Origin of the sequence: Microbulbifer aggregans (assembly GCF_020524005.1) — a bacterium.
In the GTDB taxonomy this organism is placed as follows: domain Bacteria; phylum Pseudomonadota; class Gammaproteobacteria; order Pseudomonadales; family Cellvibrionaceae; genus Microbulbifer; species Microbulbifer aggregans_A.
In genome coordinates this window covers 1-17,637 of record NZ_JAIVKK010000013.1, presented here as the reverse complement: position 1 = coordinate 17,637, position 17,637 = coordinate 1, and the positions used below count along the sequence as shown (strand labels likewise).

Sequence of the window (17,637 nt, the reverse complement as noted above, 5' to 3'; positions counted from 1 at the left end):
GACTTGTTACCCAGGTAAATGGCATTACTTGTGCAAATAAATACCTATGCATAAATAAGGGGGTACCGTTGGAGAATATTTGCGTTGCTGCGGTACAGATGGTCAGCAGTGACAGTGTCGCCGAGAATCTGGCAAACGCGCACCGGCTTCTACAACAAGCGGCAGGGCGCGGTGCGCAGCTGGTTTTATTACCGGAGAATTTCGCCCACCTTTCAGATCGCGGCAGTTTCACGGCCGCGGAAACTTTTGCAGGGAATACCAAAGCAACTAAAGGTGAGCAGCCGATCCAGCACGCCATGCAGCGCTGGTCTGCTGAGCTGGGCATCTGGATCGCCGCTGGTGCCCTACCGCTGCTGGACAGGCCTGACGGTACTCTGGTAGATGGACGCCGTAGCCGCTCAGCATTTCTCCTTTACGACGACCGCGGTACCCTGCAGGCACGCTACGACAAGATGCACCTGTTCGACGTGGATGTGGCAGACGCAGCCGGTCGCTACCGGGAATCAGCCAGTATCGAGCCTGGCGAGCAACCGGTGACGGCTCCGAGCCTCTGGGCGGATCTGGGGCTGAGCATCTGTTTTGACCTGCGCTTCCCGGAACTGTACCGAGAACTAGCCGAGAAAGGCGCCGAGATACTGATGGTGCCCGCAGCGTTTACCCATACCACCGGACAGGCGCACTGGATGACACTGCTGCGTGCACGTGCGATTGAAAACGGCTGCTTTGTGATCGCGGCGAACCAGGGTGGCCAGCACTCAGAAAAGCGGCGCACCTGGGGCCACTCGGTAATCATCGATCCGTGGGGAAAAATCCTCGCCGAGGCCGATGAAGGGGAAGGCATAATTACCGCGACTCTGGAAGCCGACAAACTGTCGCGGGTGCGCCAGGCCATGCCACTGCTATCCATGCGCAGGTTGTAACGAAGAAAGCCACCCGATGGGTGGCTTCTTTTGCTTCGGTAAATCTGGCTTACACCTTCTCTACGACCTGCTCGATACGCCCGAAGATAGACTGGCCGTTGTCGTCCAGCATCTCAATCGCGATCTTGTCTCCGAACTGCATGAACGCCGTGCTCGGCTTGCCATCCTGGATGGTTTCGATCATGCGAATCTCGGCGATACAGCTGTAACCGACACCACCTTCTGCGACAGGCTTGCCGGGGCCACCGTCGAGCTTGTTGGACACGGTTCCGGAACCAATGATGGTGCCGGCGCCCAGCGGGCGGGTCTTGGCCGCATGCGCGATCAGCTGGCCGAAGTGGAAGGTCATGTCGATGCCCGCATTCGGTTCACCGAATTTCTCGCCATTCAATTCAGATACCAGCGGCAGGTGCAGTTTGCCCGCCTGCCAGTGCTCGCCCAGTTGCTCTGGGGTGACACACACCGGGGAGAAAGCGCTGGATGGCTTGGACTGGTAGAAGCCGAAGCCCTTGGCCAGTTCATTCGGGATCAGGCCGCGCAGGGAAACGTCGTTCACCAGCATCACCAGGCGGATGTACTTGAGCGCGTCTTCCGGGGAAACGCCCATCGGTACGTCGTCGGTAATCACCGCGATTTCCGCTTCAAAGTCGATACCGAAACCGTCGCTCTGCGGCATTTTTACCGGCTCACGCGGCGCCAGGAAGGTATCGGAACCGCCCTGGTACATCAGCGGATCAGTCCAGAAGCTTTCTGGCATTTCCGCGTTGCGCGCCTTGCGCACCAGTTCAACATGGTTGACGTAAGCACTACCGTCCGCCCAGTGATAGGCGCGCGGCAGCGGCGAATGGCACTTGGCCTGGTCGAAGGCTTCGCCCGCGATTTCGCCACTGTTCAGTTTTGCGTGCAGGTCTTCCAGCTGGGCAGATTTTTCCGCCCAGTTGTCCAGCGCGCTCTGCAGCGTCGGTGCAATTTCTGCCGCAGACGCCATGCGTGTGAGGTCGTCGCTGACCACGACAAGTTGGCCGTCACGGCCGGATTTCAGGCTGGCTAACTTCACTGTGCCTTCCTCTTGTTCAATTCACGATTTTTTCAATCCACGAGCCTTCGAGGGCTCAGGGATCTAAAGGTTTGAATTCCTGGTCGCCGTGCATCCACGCCGCGTGGCGCGGGGCCTTCTTGGTACGCGCCCACTCGTCCAGCATGTCTTCCGCGACCCGCTTGAGCTCCTTGTGCATACCGGGCTCGGCGGTGTTTGCAGCCAGCTCGATACGGTGCCCGTTGGGATCGAAGAAGTAGATGGACTTAAAGATGGTGTGGTCGGTGGGGCCGAGTACATCGATACCGGCATCTTCGAGCTTCTGCTTCATCGCCAGCAGCTCGTCCATGCTCTCCACTTCCAACGCAATGTGCTGCACCCACTGCGGGGTGTTTTCATCGCGGCCCATATCCGGCGAATTGGGCAGCTCGAAAAACGCCAGCACGTTGCCCTGACCTGCATCGAGAAACACATGCATGTAAGGATCCGGTGCCCCGGTTGAGGGCACCTTGTCTTCGGCAATGGCGAGCTGGAAATCCATACCGAGGAGATCGCGATAAAACTCGACGGTCTCCTTGGCGTCGCGGCAGCGATAGGCCACGTGATGAATACGTTGAATTGCCATATTGGGCCTCAGTACTCTTTTCCAGACGGCCGATCAGGCTGCGTCTTCTTTGCCTTTATCGCCAATCACACCGCGCTGCAGCTGGTCGCGCTCGATGGACTCGAACAGTGCCTTGAAGTTGCCCTCACCGAAGCCTTCGTCTTCCTTGCGCTGGATAAACTCGAAGAACACCGGGCCGAGCATGTTGGCAGAGAAGATCTGCAGCAGCAGGCGCGGCTGGCCGCCTTCGGTGGTGCCGTCCAGCAGGATGCCGCGGGATTTCAGCTCAGCGGTGGGCTCACCGTGGCCCGGCAGGCGCTCTTCCAGCATCTCGTAATAGGTTTCCGGCGGCGGGGTCATGAACTGCATGCCCTGTGCCTTCAGGCGATCCCAGCAGGCGACGAGGTCGTCACAGGCAAACGCGATATGCTGGATGCCTTCGCCGTTGTACTTCATCAGGAACTCTTCGATCTGGCCGCCGCCACCGGCTGCCTCTTCGTTCAGCGGGATGCGGATCTTGCCATCCGGCGCAGTCATGGCCTTGGACAGCAGGCCGGTGTACTCGCCCTTGATGTCGAAGTAACGGATCTCACGGAAGTTGAACAGGTCTTCGTAGTACTTGGCCCAATAGTCCATGCGGCCGCGATACACGTTGTGGGTCAGGTGATCGAGGGTGTGGAAACCACAACCTTGCGGGTGCTTGTCGACACCTTCCAGCCAGTGGAAGTCGATGTCGTAAATGGTTTCGCCTTCTTTGTAGCGGTCGATCAGGTACAGGGTGGCACCACCGATGCCCTTGATCGCCGGCAGGCGCAGTTCCATCGGGCCGGTTTCCACTTCTACCGGCTGTGCACCCTTCTCGAGGGCACTGTTATACGCCAGGGTCGCGTCTTTCACGCGGAAGGCCAGGCCACAGGCAGACGGGCCGTGCTCACGCGCGTAGTAGTCGGCATGGCTGCCCGGCTCGTAGTTGGTGATGAAATTGATATCGCCCTGACGCCACAGTTCGACGTCTTTGGTGCGGTGACGGGCCACCTTGGTGAAGCCCATGGCCTCGAAAACGGTTTCCAGAATGCCCTTCTCCGGCGCGGTGAACTCTACGAATTCAAAGCCATCCAGGCCCATCGGGTTTTCAAATAAATCGGCCATGCGGTCCTCCATTAATTATCTCATTGCGCCGCGGGTACACGGCGGTGTCGGACTAGTTAGTTTCAGGTGCAACGAACTTAGTTGCACGTGTAACTAATGTCAAGGACTGAGAAATTACGAAACCAGATGGTGACTTCCAGTCATATACAGGGGGCCCGACACACTACCCCGCGCAGGCACCAATATAGAGTGGGGTACCCGGGGTCAGTTGCATTGACGGCGCCAGGGGGTGTATTTTTGAGCGCTAATAAAACTATAAAACTTCCTGGCGGCTGACCGAATTTCGGTCCTTCCGGACCGCCAACAGCGATGCGAAATGCCCATGCCTGCTCTAACTGCAAGGTCAAGGTGTGCCCTTTTGTTCACGGTATTTCTGCTTGCCAGTGCCGCACCTCCGCTCGTGGCGGAAACGGCGCAGACACCGGCACTTTCCACCCTTTCCGATTTCGATATCCCCCCGGCGCCTCTGGCACAGTCACTGCTGGCGTTTTCACGGCAATCCGGCCTCGCGGTACTGATTTCCTCTAAGGTGGAGATATCCGGAGATTCGCCACACTTGCAGGGCGAGATGGCGGCACGCGTCGCACTTGAGTACCTGCTGCAAGACAGCGGGCTGACTTTCCGCCAGGTAGATGAGCAGGGCCTGGTGATATTGCCTGCCCCGCCGCCACGCGGTGCCGCCGAAATCCCGCCCGCTACAGCGAGTGAACGCCCCTATCTCGACGAGGTGGTGGTTGTGGCCAGCAAGCGCCGCACCAACCTCCAGGACACCCCCATGGCAGTGACGGCACTGGGCAGTGAGCTGCTGCGCAATCGCCAGGTGGACGGTCTGCACCAGCTGGCCGAGCAGGTACCCAGTCTCGAGATCACCCGCAATGGTGACCACACCGCTTCCATGTTGTACCTGCGCGGCATCGGTACCAGCAACTACACCGAGGCCGGGGATTCCGGGGTGGTGATCCATGTGGACGGTATCTATAACAGCCGCAGCCAGGGCTCTGCCGTCATGTTGTACGACCTGGACCGCGTCGAGGTGCTGCGCGGCCCACAGGGCACGCTGTTCGGGCGCAACTCCACCGCCGGGGTGATCAACTACCACACCGCGCGGCCGGAAGATGCCGCGCTTTCACGTATCGGTGTCACCCTGGGTACTGACCACCGGCAAAAGCTCACCGGCGTGATCAACCTGCCTGTCACGGACAACTGGGCACTGCGCTGGGCCGGAGCCTCTGAAACCGCCGACGGCTATACCAGGCCGGCCGACGGCTCTGTATCCACCAATACCGGCCGGCGCTACAACAATACCGATCTGCTGAGTTACCGCCTTGGCTCCAGCTGGCAGATCAGCGATGGTATCAACTGGTGGTCGAGCTACGAGCGCTTCGAAGACCGCGGCGCTGGCAGCCTGCCGGTCGTGGACTACGACACCCCGGTATCGCTCGACACACCCGGGGCAACAGACCTGGCGCAGGACACCTACCGCAGCCGGCTGGAGTGGTTGCTCGAAAACGGTATCGGCCTTACCTACATCGCCGGCTTCAGTCGCATCCATCGCAGCCAGGAGTGGGATGGTGACCGCAGCGGCGCCCTCGGCAGCGAAACGGATCCGGCGCAGTACCACCAGAGCAACCGAACGGTCTGGGCCGATCATAAATCGCGCCAGCACGAGATCCAGCTCAAGAGCGATGATGACCAGTCCCTGCGCTGGTTACTGGCCTATTTCGACTTCAGCGAACGCAACGATATTCGCTTCGATCTTGAGCACCAGACCAGCGACGGCAGTGGCTGGGGCGGCGCGCCGTCACACAGCTTCCAGCAGCCGGACCGCGGCTCACGCCTGAGTGCCTGGTATGGCCAGCTGGACCTGGACCTGCCCCGCAACTGGCTGCTCTCCGCCGGCGCCAGGAGCGGACGCGACCAGCGCTATGATCACGGCGGGCGCAATATCGGCTGCCCCGACCTGATCAGTGCCGACCGCGGTGGTGACCTGGGCACAGTGGCGGTCAATCGTGAATCGGCTGCCGACGGCCAGTGCTTTGTCAGCAACTACAACGACGTGTCCCGCACCTGGGACAGCACCACCTATATGGCCCGGGTCTCTTACCAACCACAACCCCAGGCCTTGCTGTACCTGTTATATGCGGAGGGCTTCAAGCCCGGTATCGTGGAGGACGGCGGGAGCCTGGCCGGCGTCTACAGTGGCGCGGACGATCCGGCATTTCAGGCGGCGCTGGCGGAATTGATCAGTGCCAATAGCAGCGACGATCCGCTCAAGCGCGCTTATGTAGAGCCGGAGACCAGCGCCAACATCGAGCTGGGCTTCAAGCTCGGTTTTCTCGAGGAGGCCATGACGCTCAACGGCGCCCTGTTCAATACCCGCTACCGGGATCTACAGGTGTCCGGGGTGACGGTCGACGACCTCGGTTTCGAGCGCGTACACAGCACTAATGCCGCCGCGGCCACCATTCGCGGGCTGGAACTGGAACTGAACTGGGCTACCAGCCTGAACGGCCGCATTAGTGGCTTCTTCTCGCTGCTGGATGCGCGCTATGACCGCTTCCTCGGTGTGGACAACGATTTCCCGCGCTATGGCCAGACCTGGAACCCCAGTGCAAACGCCCCCGAAACACCAGACCTGATGGACTTCAGCGGCAACCAGCTCAAGCAGGCCCCAAAGCTGAGCTTCGGGCTCGAGTACAGTCATGGTGTGGCCCTCGCCAGCCTCGGCCAGCTGACGTCACGCCTCGGCCTGCGCTATTCCGACCAGGTCTATTTCGACGAGGCCAACCGCGGCAACCGCAGCGGTCAGTTGCTGGATAATCGCAGCGGGCAGTGGGTGCGCGACCCACAGGGGGCGGCACGGGATATCGACCTGCAACCGGCCTACTGGCGTTGGAATGCCGCCGCCAGGTTCGAGCCCACAGCCAGCAACTGGTGGCTGGAGCTCTACGGCGAAAACCTCACCGATGAAGTGGTGCGCTATGACGTACAGACGCCAGATCTCGCGCAGCCTGAATACTATCTCGCCGCCCCACGCACTGTCGGGCTGCACCTGGAACTGCGGTTCGACTGACCCGCAAACTTCTTTCTTCAAAGGGGGGGGACGATTGCGCGCGATGCTGCGTCACACACCGGAGAGAATAAAAAGTAGCCGTAACGCCCTGCCCCGCGATTTTGCACCGGCAGCGCCACGGCCATCAGCGATGCGGGCAGTTCCCCGAAGCCGCCAACCATAAAAGCGGCCGTGCCGGGAGCCCGGAGACGAGAAATGGTGAACAAACTTCATGTTGCAAGCATGGGCTGGCCCTCCGGCCGCCAATAGCAAAAAGGCCCTTGGCGACCACTACCGCGAGTATCATCAGGAGTTGTGCCGCTATGCGGCCAACAAGTACAACCTGAGCACAGTCGAGGCAGAAGATGTGGTGCAGGCGGCGTTTACCCGCTTTGCGCCGGTATTCGAGTCTTCTGAAGTGGAAAATGTACGCGCGTTTCTGTACCGCGCGGTTAACAACGCCTCGATCGACCTGCTGCGCCGCAACCAGGTGCGCAAGAATTTCGCGCAGGTGGTCCAGCAGGATCCGGAGCGGGAAATCGATAACGCCAGTCCCGAGCGAGTGAACGCGGGGCGCCAGCTGCTGGGGCTAATCAGCCGTGCCCTGTGGGGCATGCCGCAGAAGCGCCGCAGATTGCTGTTAATGAACCGGGTCGACGGCCTGTCTTATGCGGAAATCGCGAGGCGGGAAGGCCTTTCGGAAACCGTTGTAAAAAAACACGTAGCGAAAGCGCTGGCCGCCTGCCAGGCCGAGCTGCGCGCAAATGGTGGAGAGTGGTAATGGCGCACGGGCGCAAACAGAAACGGATCGAGGAACAGGCGCGTGAGTGGTTCATGCTGCGACACGAACGGACACTCAATGCCGCTGAGGCGGCAGCGTTCGCCCAATGGCTGTCCGAACCGGCACACCAGCACAGCTTTCACCAGCTGGAGCAGATCGACATCGGCCTGCGGACAGTTGCCGCTTCCGCCGAGGGCGCGCGCCTGCGCGCACCGTCTCATAACGCACAAACCCGATTGCACAACCTGCTGCGCAGGCTGCTTGCACCAGCGCCGGCAATGGCCATGTCATTCGTACTGATTCTGGCGGTCGCAACAGTCTTCGTTGCCCCGCGCGAGGATACAGCCACGCCTGAAACCTACGCGACCACAGTGGCCGAGACGCGCACCATTACGTTGCCCGACGGCAGTGAAGTGACCCTGGCCGGCGACTCCCGCATCGAGACCGCATTCAGTGAATCCCGCCGTGATGTCACCCTATTGCGCGGCCAGGCCTTTTTCAGTGTGGTGAAAAACCCGGCAAGGCCCTTCTATGTAATTGCAGAGCAGGCCAGCGTGCGCGTAGTGGGCACACGGTTTGATGTGCACCGAGCAGCCGGTGGTGTCGAGGTATCCGTAGAAGAGGGCATCGTCGATGTAGCCAACCGATCGAAGGACCCCCGCACAGACAACACACGAAACAAAGTTCGGCTGACAGCGGGCCAACAGGTGCGCGTTAATGCCAGCGGCACTGGCGCCATCGAGTCCATCACTGTAGAAGAGCTGGCCAGCTGGCGTCGCGGCAAGCTCATCTATCGCGACACATCCTTGTCGGAAGTGGTCGCGGACATCAATCGTTATCGCAACGGCAAGATCCTGCTGGGGACACCGGAGCTCGCCGAGCTGCGCGTAACCACCTCTTTTTCCGTGGAACAGGCTGAAACCGTCGTTTCCATGCTGGAAGAATCGCTGCCCGTCAGCGTGTATCGCGAGAGTAACGACCGCGTAGTGATCTGGCCAAAGTCCTCACCCAAGTGATTTTTTTTGCCGGCCCCAGGCCGGCTCCTCATCGGCTATCAACTTTTCACACCTACATTTTTTCATGTCGTCCTCCACGCCCCGATAATTCACATGCAATTTTTTGCATGAAAAGCCCAGCTATTACGTCGAATAGAGACTAATTAACCCTCCCCATAAAATATCCGCAACCAAACCGTAAAAATATTTTCATCTCGGGGGAGACGTTTCTCATTGGCCATCCGTTTCAAGAACGCGCGCAAATAAGGCACCGATAAAAAGCGCGCTCATTAAAGCGAAAACGGAGAGAGCAAGAATGAGCATGGGATTCCGGAACAATAAACTGGCGGCGATCATCGCTTCGACCGTCGCCCTCCAGGCTGGTGGCGCACTGGCCTATGAACTTGAAGAAGTCACGGTAACCGCAACCAAGCGCACCACCAACCTGCAGGATACGCCACTGGCGATTTCTGCCTTTGACGAAAATACCCTGGTTGAAAACCACGTAACGAATATCTTTGACCTGCGCGGTATGGCGCCCAGTTTGCAGATTCGCTCCAATGGCGATCACGGTGTGCCACTGATTTTTATTCGTGGTCAGGGCACCATCGACCAGACGGAAGCGGGCGATGGTGGCGTAGCCTTCTATACCGACGGTATTTTCTCAGCACGGGCCCAGGGCGCTACCGCACTGATGTACGATATGGAGCGTGTCGAAGTACTGCGCGGTCCACAGGGCACCCTGTTTGGACGTAACTCCACCGCCGGTGCGGTTTCCCTGGTTACCGCGAAACCCAGCGCAGATTTTGCCGGCAACATCAGCGCAACCCTCGGCGAGCGTAATCGCCGTGAAGTGCGCTTTATGCTCAATACCCCGGTAAACGAACAATGGGCACTACGTTTTGCTGGTGTTACCGACCAGCAGGATGGTGAAACCAAATTTGCCTCAGGAAACGAATTTTCCGGCGCCGATAATTACGGCACCAAGGATCTGTCGTCCTTCCGCGCCAGCTCGATGTTCACACCGAACGACAACCTCGAATGGTTTTTTTCCTACGAATACTTTGCCAACCAGGGCACCGGCGATGTGCCCAGCGAAGACTTTGATCATCGCGTCAACGACGCCACCGCGGCGGGCAATATCGACCTCGAGTCCGATACGATTCGCACACGCCTGGACTACACCTTCGCCGACAACCTGATGCTGAGCTATATCGGCGGTTTTACCGATATGTCCCAGAGCCAGATGTACGGCAACCAGTATCAGGGCGATACTCGCAATACGGTGTCGTCAGGCCACGAAGCCAGCTCGCACGAATTGCAGCTGAAAAATGGCGACGACAAGCGCTTCCGCTGGACCGCCGGGCTGTATGCATTCGAAGAGGAAAACGACATCCGCTTCGACATGCTGCACGGTAGCTGGGGCTTTACCCCACAGGACCAGGCCGTAACCCTGTCATCATTCCAACAGCCCAAGCGCACCACAGAATCCACCAGCGCCTATGCCCAGGGAACTTACGATCTGGCTGACGACCTGCGTGCGACCCTAGGCCTGCGTTATACCGAAGACTCACGGCAAGACCAGGGCGGCCGCAGTATCGACTGTACCTATGCCCATGGCCCGGAGCCGATTGATATCGACTTCGACAGCCAGGGCGATATCGTCGCCGACGGCGGACAGGGCTGCTACTACCGCCAGATCAATGACATGAAGGACGACTGGAGCAACACCACGTATCTGGCACGTTTGGAGAAAGATTTCAGCGAGGACGTGATGGTGTACCTGTCTTACGCCACCGGCTGGAAGTCCGGCGTACTGCAAGACGGGCAGAATGCCAGCGCAACCAACACCAATGAAAACCCGGATATAGCGGGTAACAGTGCGCTGGTGCAGCAACCGGAAGAGAACAACAGCCTGGAGCTGGGCGTGAAGTCGAGCCTGTTCGACAACCGCATGACTCTCAATGCCAACCTGTTCCGCATGGACTACACCGACATGCAGGTAACCTCTGCGGTGATCGACCCGGTGACCAGTGAATCGCGCCTGACCAAAACCAATGCCGGTTCCGCCACGATCCAGGGACTGGAGTTCACCATGAACTATGCGGTGACAGAAAACGGAGTGCTCAGCGTAACCGGCTCGCTGCTGGATGCCACTTACGATGAGTACAACGGCCAGGAGTCCAACTTCAACAGCGACGCAGGCCTCAACTGGAATAACTGCGCGCTCGGCAGCGGCGCGGGGTCCACCTGCGACAACGATCTCTGGGATTTTGCCGGCAACACCCTGCCAAACGCACCCGATATGACCCTGAACATCGCATACAAGCACGACTTCCCGATGGCGAGCGGTGCGGTACTTACACCCCGGTTGCGCATGGTGTACCAGGATGACACCTACCTGACCTACGAAAACCGCGGCGACCGCCCGGCTGGCACTTACGGGCCTGCGGATCCAGGCGAGAAGGATTTCGATGTACAACCAGCCTTCGCGAAGTTTGACGCGAGCCTGACCTATGTCAGCGCCGATGATGACTGGACCGCGGAGCTTTATGGTAACAACCTGACCAACGAAGCGATCAAACAGGAGATTTTCATCGGCGGAGAAAACACCGCATATACCTGGGCACCGTCGCGTGAAGCGGGCCTGCGCTTCGCTTACCGATTCTGAGTTTTGCCTCATCTCGTCCTGTCGTCACCTCGACGACCTGGGTTCAGCCGTTCGCGGCTGAACCCCTTTTTGCTTTAGACGGACAACAATTCAGACCCGCTTACTGAACAGTACGGAAAGGTATAAGGCCATGGCAGAGCAACGTGGTAACAATATTCGTCATATCGTCATCGCTGGAGGTGGCACCGCGGGCTGGACTGCCGCAGCAGCGCTTGCCCGGGTGCTCGGCACCCGTGACTATGAGATTACACTGGTTGAATCCGAGGCTATTGGCACCGTGGGTGTTGGGGAAGCCACGATCCCCACCATCCACGCATTTCACAAGATGCTCGGCATTAATGAAGTAGATTTCATTCGCGCGACCCAGGCAACATTTAAACTCGGTATCGAGTTTCGCGGTTGGGGCAGTGCCGATAGCCGGTATTTTCACCCCTTCGGCCAATACGGTCGCGAATTTGATTCAGTGCCATTTCATCAGTACTGGCTGCGCGGCAGCAAATTGGCTGACTGCGGACCGCTGTCCGATTACTCCCTTTGTACGCTGGCAGCCGAACGCAATCGCTTTTTGCCCGCAAGCCAGGATCCAAATTCGATACTCTCCACCCTCGGGTATGCATACCACTTCGATGCGACCTTGTACGCGCGATATTTAAGGGGCTATGCAGAAAACCTCGGTGTGCGACGAATTGAAGGACGGGTAGTAGATGTCGCCTTGCGTGAAAGCGATGGCTTTATTCGCGCACTTACCCTTGAATCGGGACAAGCGATCAGCGGTGACCTGTTTGTTGATTGCAGCGGATTTGCTGGACTGCTGATCGGCGGCGCGCTAAATGTGCCCTACCATGACTGGTCCCACTACTTGCCGGCCAATCGCGCTGTGGCAGTGCCCTCCGAAAACATAGCTTCGACAAAGCCATATACACGCTCCACGGCCAATGTCGGCGGCTGGCAGTGGAATATCCCGCTGCAACATCGTACCGGCAATGGACTGGTCTACAGCAGTGACTACCTGTCAGACGACGAAGCCGTGTCAAAACTACTCGAGGGCCTGGAGGGCAAGGCGCTTGCGGATCCGAAGCTCCTAAAATTCACTACCGGCCGACGACAGGCGTTCTGGCACCGCAACTGCGTCGCACTGGGACTGGCAGCCGGCTTTATGGAACCGTTGGAGTCCACCGCCATTCATCTGGTGCAAACCGGTATTTCGCGCCTGCTAATGCTGTTCCCCGGGCACGAATTCAGTAGCGCCGATATCACCGAGTTTAATCAGCAGACAGCCACTGAATATGAATACATCCGGGACTTTCTGGTGCTGCATTACCACGTAAACAGTCGCCAGGAACCGCTCTGGCAGCATTGCCGTGATATGCCGATTCCCGAAACGCTCTCCCAGCGGTTGGCGCTGTTTCGCAATCGTGCCCGTATTTTTGAGCGGGATGAAGATCTGTTCAAGCGTGCCAGCTGGCTCGCCGTGATGATGGGACAAGGTGTTATCCCCCAAGGCAATGATCCAGTGGTTGATGGCAGACCCGCAGAAAAAGTGATGGGTATGCTGCATGAGATGCGCAGGTTACTGCGCAGTGGCGCCGAGGCAATGCCCTCTCACGATCAATTTATTGAGCAGCATTGTCGCGCTGATAAGCACAGCATGGATTTACCGGAGGTAAATCCGCCGACGCTAAACGCAACAGTTTGAGATCTGTAAGCCGGTAATCCGAGTGGAAAAAGGTCGGTAACCAGAGGGTTGCCGGAGCGCAATTACCGCCCCGGCAACTAATTCGGTCAGGATTCAGCTTCGGTTATTTTCGAGAACTCGCCGACACCGGCTTCTTTCAACAGGGAATCCACCAAAGGTGCCATCGCACGGTGCTTAAGTGCACTGCCGACCAGTGCTTCCGGCAGGCTCTGCCCCTGGGCATCGCCGTCACCGCCAAGAATTCCACCGCTTGCACGCCCTTCGATGCCGCTCAGACCTTCAACGGATATAATCTTCATACCCTCGATTTTTTCCAGCGGGCGCACACTCTCCCGCACAATGTTCGGCAGGCTCGCATGCAGGCTGAGCACCCGCTTGAGTGCAATTTGTGCGTCGCTCAGACTGTTCATCGCCTCATTCATCAGGCGCTGGCCTTCCGCATCCACAGCGTACTTCTCGCGGTCCGCCTCAACCTTGATACGCACTGCTTCCGCTTCGGCAGAAGCCTGCAGCCGCAACGCTTCGGCTTTATCTTCAGCAGCTGCTTTTTCTGCTTCAGCGGCCACTTTGATCGAAGTAGCCTGGCGCTCGGCTTCTTTCTGCGCTTCGATGATTTCGATACGTTTGTCTCGCTCGGCAACTTCAACATCTTTTGCCGTGCGCACCTGCTCTTCTGCTTTTACCGCTTCTGCGCGTGCGATATTCGCCTGCTGATCGGCCAAAGACTGTTCCTTGGATTTTTCGGCGACGGCAATAGCCCTTTCCTGCTCGGCAATTTCGAGCGATTTTTGCTTGGAGATTCGCTGCTCTTCAAGCACCCTCTCACGTTCGATTTCCTGCTCCAGCAGGCGTTTTTCTTTTTCAATCTCAAGCAGGCGGGTGGCCTGTTCTGCGCCAATTCGGGCCTGGTCTACTTCACGCCCGGCCTCAATTTCCGCCTGGCGTGCAGCGCGTTCCTGAGCTGCCTGCTCACGAGCAATATCTGCTTTCTGTGCTGCTTCTCGATTTTCTAGTTCTCGCTGCTGTTCGAGGTGCGCGTAACGTTTCTCTTTTTCGATCTCCAGACGCTGGCGCTCTGCCTCCAGGTTTTTGGTCTCGATCTGTACACGAGTTTCCTGTTCAACATCGTTGACTTCTTTGCGACGGGCTTCGATAGAGCGGGTCATGCTGGCAAGACCTTCGGCATCGAATACGTTGTCCTGGTTGAAGAACTCCTTGTGGGTCTGGTCGAGGCCAGTCAGGGACACGGACTCGAGTTCCAGACCATTCTTCAGCAAGTCTTCAGAAACCACCTGCTGAACTTTCTGAACGAACTGGCTGCGCTGCTCGTGCAATTCGGCCATTTCCATTTCTGCTGCTACCGAGCGCAGCGCATCGACAAATTTACCTTCGATCATTTCCTTGAGCGCTTCGGGATCGAGCGTCCGGATACCGAGTGTTTGCGCCGCGTTGGCAATGGCGTCGTTATCCGGTTTGACCCGAAGATAAAACTCCGCCAACACGTCTACACGCATACGGTCTTTGGTAATCAGTGCCTGGTGCTCCTTGCGGGATACAGCAAGGCGCAAAGTGTTCATATTGACTGGAATAATTTCGTGCAGAACCGGAAGCACCAACGCACCGCCATTCATTATCACTTTCTGGCCGCCCATACCTGTGCGAACGAAAGAGCGTTCCTTGGATGCGCGGGTATAGAGGCGAGCGAAGATAGTGCCTATGGCGATCAGTGCAACCAGAACAGCTCCGGCCATAATCGCGATACTGGATAGATTTTGAATCACTTATTTTTACTCCGTTACTTTTTATCGATATTCAGGATGCGGATGCGATGACCCTAAAACTGGCACCATACTCTTCTACCAGTACTACCTGCTGTCCCTGTGAATATTTTTCACCCTCATCGTACGGTTCGACCATCACGTAATGGGTTGTACCAAACTCATCGCTAAAACGTGCTTCGGCAGGCGAGCCCGTAGTTGCCTCGCCCAGCGTAATCGTTGCCATGCGGCCGACAAAGGTATCGCGACCGATCGCTTCCGTTTCATCCCCGACAGCAAATTTTCGCATGATATTGCCCAATACCCGAACTAGCGGCAGCGTGACGAAAAATACTGGAATAGCGATCAACCCGGACGGCAGTAAACTACCGAAGAAGGCCTCCGCAAACATCTGGAACAGCAGGCCAGCAACACCGAAGGTAACCAGAAAGGCAACCAGTAGAATCAATGCCGGGATCTCGCCAAATCGCAACCAGCCGAGCAGCTTCGTCAGGCCACCGCTAAGTCCGGTATCGGGTACGTCTGTATTCAAGTCGAAGTCAGGCAACAGGTTGTCGAGAAAGTCTGACAAACCAACACCGATCAGCGTCATAACGCCCTCAAGCACCGCGATCAACAACATCAGTATCAATGCGCCAGTAAACAGCTGGTTGCTATCTTGCAATAGGAACATCATCACTCGGCTCCTTGAGATAAACAGAATGCGCGAAGGGGCTTTTCCCCGGTTCGTGGGATAGGCCCGAACTGGCGGAAACCTTGCGGGTGTAATGCTGCGTGCATGTTTTTATTATGACTCTCGAGTCTCTCAACGGGCTGGCGGGTGACTAAACCTACAAATTACACAGTACAAACATACCTGGTCAATTACCGCTGATTACAATGCTGATCCATGTTTGAATTTTGTACAGACATAAAAAAACCACCGCTAGGTGGTTTTCGCAACAAAACTGGAGGCTCAGATAACAGGGTATTGGAGTCGATACTTCAAATTCGAGAAATCACTTTCTTTCCATGCGCAATCCGTCGCACAACCCTTCAAGCACCGACTCCAATACCCTGTTATCAGTTGCCGTAGCTGGGCAACCGGTCGCAGGAGTGATACGCCGCGGAATCTGTATCGGCGTTTCTCGCAACTACTTTTCCACGAAAGCACGCTCGATCACGTATTCATGGGGTACGCCGGCACGCGTTTCTTTAAAGCCCCACTCATCCAGAATTTTGGTTAGATCTTTCAGCATGGCTGGTGAGCCACACAGCATAAACCGGTCTTCTTCGACATTTGGCTGAGGCAATTCCAGGTCGCTGAAGATCTTGCCGGACAACATTAAGTCAGTCAGACGGCCATTGTTGCGGTAGGGTTCGCGGGTGACGGTTGGATAGTACAGCAGCCCCTCCCTGACCATCTCCCCAAAGTACTCATGTTCCGGTAGCTCTTTCTCTATGTATTCCTGGTAGGCCAGTTCTGACTTGAATCGGACACCGTGGGTCAGAATCACCTGGTCAAAACGCTCATATACCGTGGGATCCTTGATAATACTCATGAACGGCGCAAGCCCGGTACCCGTGGAAAGTAACCACAGACGCTTGCCAGGCAACAGGTGATCAGCCACGAGCGTGCCGGTCGGTTTACGGCTGACAAAAATTTCGTCACCCGGCTTTATCTTTTGCAGCTGGGATGTCAGCGGACCGTCCGGAACTTTGATGCTGAAAAATTCCAGCTCATCTTCGTAGTTCGCACTGGCAATGGAGTAGGCGCGCAGCAACGGACGACCACCCTCCTGTTCCAGACCAATCATTGTAAAATGGCCATTTTCAAAGCGGAAACCCGGGTCGCGGCTGGTCTTGAAACTAAACAGAGTGTCGTTCCAATGGTGTACTTCCAACACTGTCTCTTTATTTAAATTCGACATAACAATAGAACCGCTTATTCCCAACCTATTTGGTGGAAGAATTTTAGCCTCACATTAAGTATTGGGAAAACGGGATATTTAGATATTGCTTATCTATCTGATAGATTATGAGTGCACCCCGATTCCACTAGCTTTACAGGGAAGCTTTCACCTCATACGCCCATCGGTCAAGCCTTCTCCCTATACCACTCCAGAGTGGATCCTTACTCTTACCCACAGATTTTATGGATAGCTTTGTGGATAACTTATGGGTATTTCTTCGGATACCACTGACTACTGGGATTTTTTGATGTGATCGAAAATACACCTGTATTTTTGGCAGCGCCGTACATCTTCAGAAGTGGATAAAAATAATGTCTTCACGACCAGAGTATTTAACCTGCCACAAGCAGTTAGTACTAAAGGCTGATTTTTCGGACTTTTTTACATTTATCCACAGATGGTTTACTCACAGAAACATTGGACAGATCTGGGGATAAGTTCGGGATATTAGCCCTGAGTGGCGTGGTAGTTAGCGTTTGTGAAGCGGTTAAAAAAGCGTCGCTTTTCGTCTGCCCGGGGATTGTTACACGGGGAGCAGCCCCGGCGGAATTAATCACACTTTATGTGGATTGTATGTAGGAGGCTGCTTTCAGGCGAGTAGCTTGGTTAGTTCGGTAATAGGTCTGTGGATAGTGTTTGGAGGAGAGCGCTAAATAGAGCGTACTGTCGTATGTTCGTTCGGGCCTGGTGCTAAGTGGCTAGAACGATGACCTACAGTGGGTGGCGAGCGGTGCTCGCCATCGCGTTGCGACGCCTTCGGCGCCCTAGCCTTTGCTCCTTCGGAGCATGGGCTTTCACATGGCAGCGCTGTTGCGCTGCGAGGTAGTGGCAGTAATTCATCGTATCCCAAATAAAAAAAAGGCCACCCAAACGGGTGGCCTTTTTTTTATTTAGATGCCTGACGATGACCTACTCTCACATGGGGAAGCCCCACACTACCATCGGCGATGTTGCGTTTCACTTCTGAGTTCGGCAAGGGATCAGGTGGTTCCACAACTCTATT

The 17,637-nt window shown here is 56.7% G+C and carries 12 protein-coding genes and 1 rRNA gene; 6 read left to right on the top strand and 7 right to left on the bottom strand.

Translation table 11 applies throughout. The features are described 5' to 3' along the window. The first annotated feature begins 68 nt into the window (after positions 1-68). Complete coding sequence (locus tag LC093_RS18510; protein ID WP_226668382.1) at positions 69-920, top strand: carbon-nitrogen hydrolase family protein; 852 nt, start codon at positions 69-71, stop codon at positions 918-920. Between the two features lie 49 nt (positions 921-969). Here LC093_RS18510 and LC093_RS18505 read toward each other — a convergent pair whose 3' ends face one another. From LC093_RS18505 to hppD, 3 genes are read right to left on the bottom strand one after another with little or no spacing between them, the layout of a single operon-like run. Further along, entirely contained in the window at positions 970-1,977 is a 1,008-nt protein-coding gene (locus tag LC093_RS18505; protein ID WP_226668378.1) for a fumarylacetoacetate hydrolase family protein, read from the bottom strand. Positions 1,978-2,032: 55 nt separating this feature from the next. Further along, on the bottom strand, positions 2,033-2,581 hold the full coding sequence (locus tag LC093_RS18500; protein ID WP_226668374.1) for a VOC family protein: 549 nt from the start codon (positions 2,579-2,581) through the stop codon (positions 2,033-2,035). Positions 2,582-2,614: 33 nt separating this feature from the next. After that, entirely contained in the window at positions 2,615-3,709 is a 1,095-nt protein-coding gene (gene hppD / locus LC093_RS18495) for a 4-hydroxyphenylpyruvate dioxygenase (RefSeq protein WP_226668372.1), read from the bottom strand. A 358-nt stretch (positions 3,710-4,067) separates the two neighbouring features. Here hppD and LC093_RS18490 point away from each other — a divergent pair, with 358 nt between their 5' ends. From LC093_RS18490 to LC093_RS18470, 5 genes are all read left to right on the top strand, one after another. After that, on the top strand, positions 4,068-6,782 hold the full coding sequence (locus tag LC093_RS18490; RefSeq protein WP_226668368.1) for a TonB-dependent receptor: 2,715 nt from the start codon (positions 4,068-4,070) through the stop codon (positions 6,780-6,782). 211 nt (positions 6,783-6,993) lie between these two features. Then, positions 6,994-7,542, top strand: coding sequence for an RNA polymerase sigma factor (locus tag LC093_RS18485; protein WP_226668366.1), 549 nt, complete (start codon positions 6,994-6,996; stop codon positions 7,540-7,542). Continuing rightward, the gene (locus LC093_RS18480; protein ID WP_226668363.1) at positions 7,542-8,558 is read left to right on the top strand and encodes a FecR family protein; all 1,017 of its coding nucleotides are present in this window, start codon (positions 7,542-7,544) and stop codon (positions 8,556-8,558) included. Before LC093_RS18485 ends, LC093_RS18480 begins: the two co-directional genes overlap by 1 nt. 295 nt (positions 8,559-8,853) lie before the next feature. Then, a complete protein-coding gene (locus LC093_RS18475) occupies positions 8,854-11,208 on the top strand; it encodes a TonB-dependent receptor (protein ID WP_226668360.1) in 2,355 nt (784 codons plus the stop codon). A 130-nt stretch (positions 11,209-11,338) separates the two neighbouring features. Beyond that, on the top strand, positions 11,339-12,904 hold the full coding sequence (locus LC093_RS18470; RefSeq protein WP_226668358.1) for a tryptophan halogenase family protein: 1,566 nt from the start codon (positions 11,339-11,341) through the stop codon (positions 12,902-12,904). A gap of 86 nt (positions 12,905-12,990) precedes the next feature. Here LC093_RS18470 and LC093_RS18465 read toward each other — a convergent pair whose 3' ends face one another. The 4 genes from LC093_RS18465 to rrf all read right to left on the bottom strand — a co-directional run. Then, positions 12,991-14,685 (bottom strand): flotillin family protein, encoded by a 1,695-nt coding sequence (locus LC093_RS18465; protein ID WP_226668354.1) that lies wholly within the window; start codon positions 14,683-14,685, stop codon positions 12,991-12,993. 31 nt (positions 14,686-14,716) lie between these two features. After that, on the bottom strand, positions 14,717-15,358 hold the full coding sequence (locus tag LC093_RS18460) for a YqiJ family protein (protein ID WP_226668352.1): 642 nt from the start codon (positions 15,356-15,358) through the stop codon (positions 14,717-14,719). Between the two features lie 457 nt (positions 15,359-15,815). Continuing rightward, positions 15,816-16,592, bottom strand: a complete 777-nt coding sequence (locus tag LC093_RS18455) for a ferredoxin--NADP reductase (RefSeq protein WP_226668349.1) — start codon at positions 16,590-16,592, stop codon at positions 15,816-15,818. 938 nt (positions 16,593-17,530) lie between these two features. After that, positions 17,531-17,637 (bottom strand): 5S ribosomal RNA (gene rrf, locus LC093_RS18450); the annotation flags it as partial.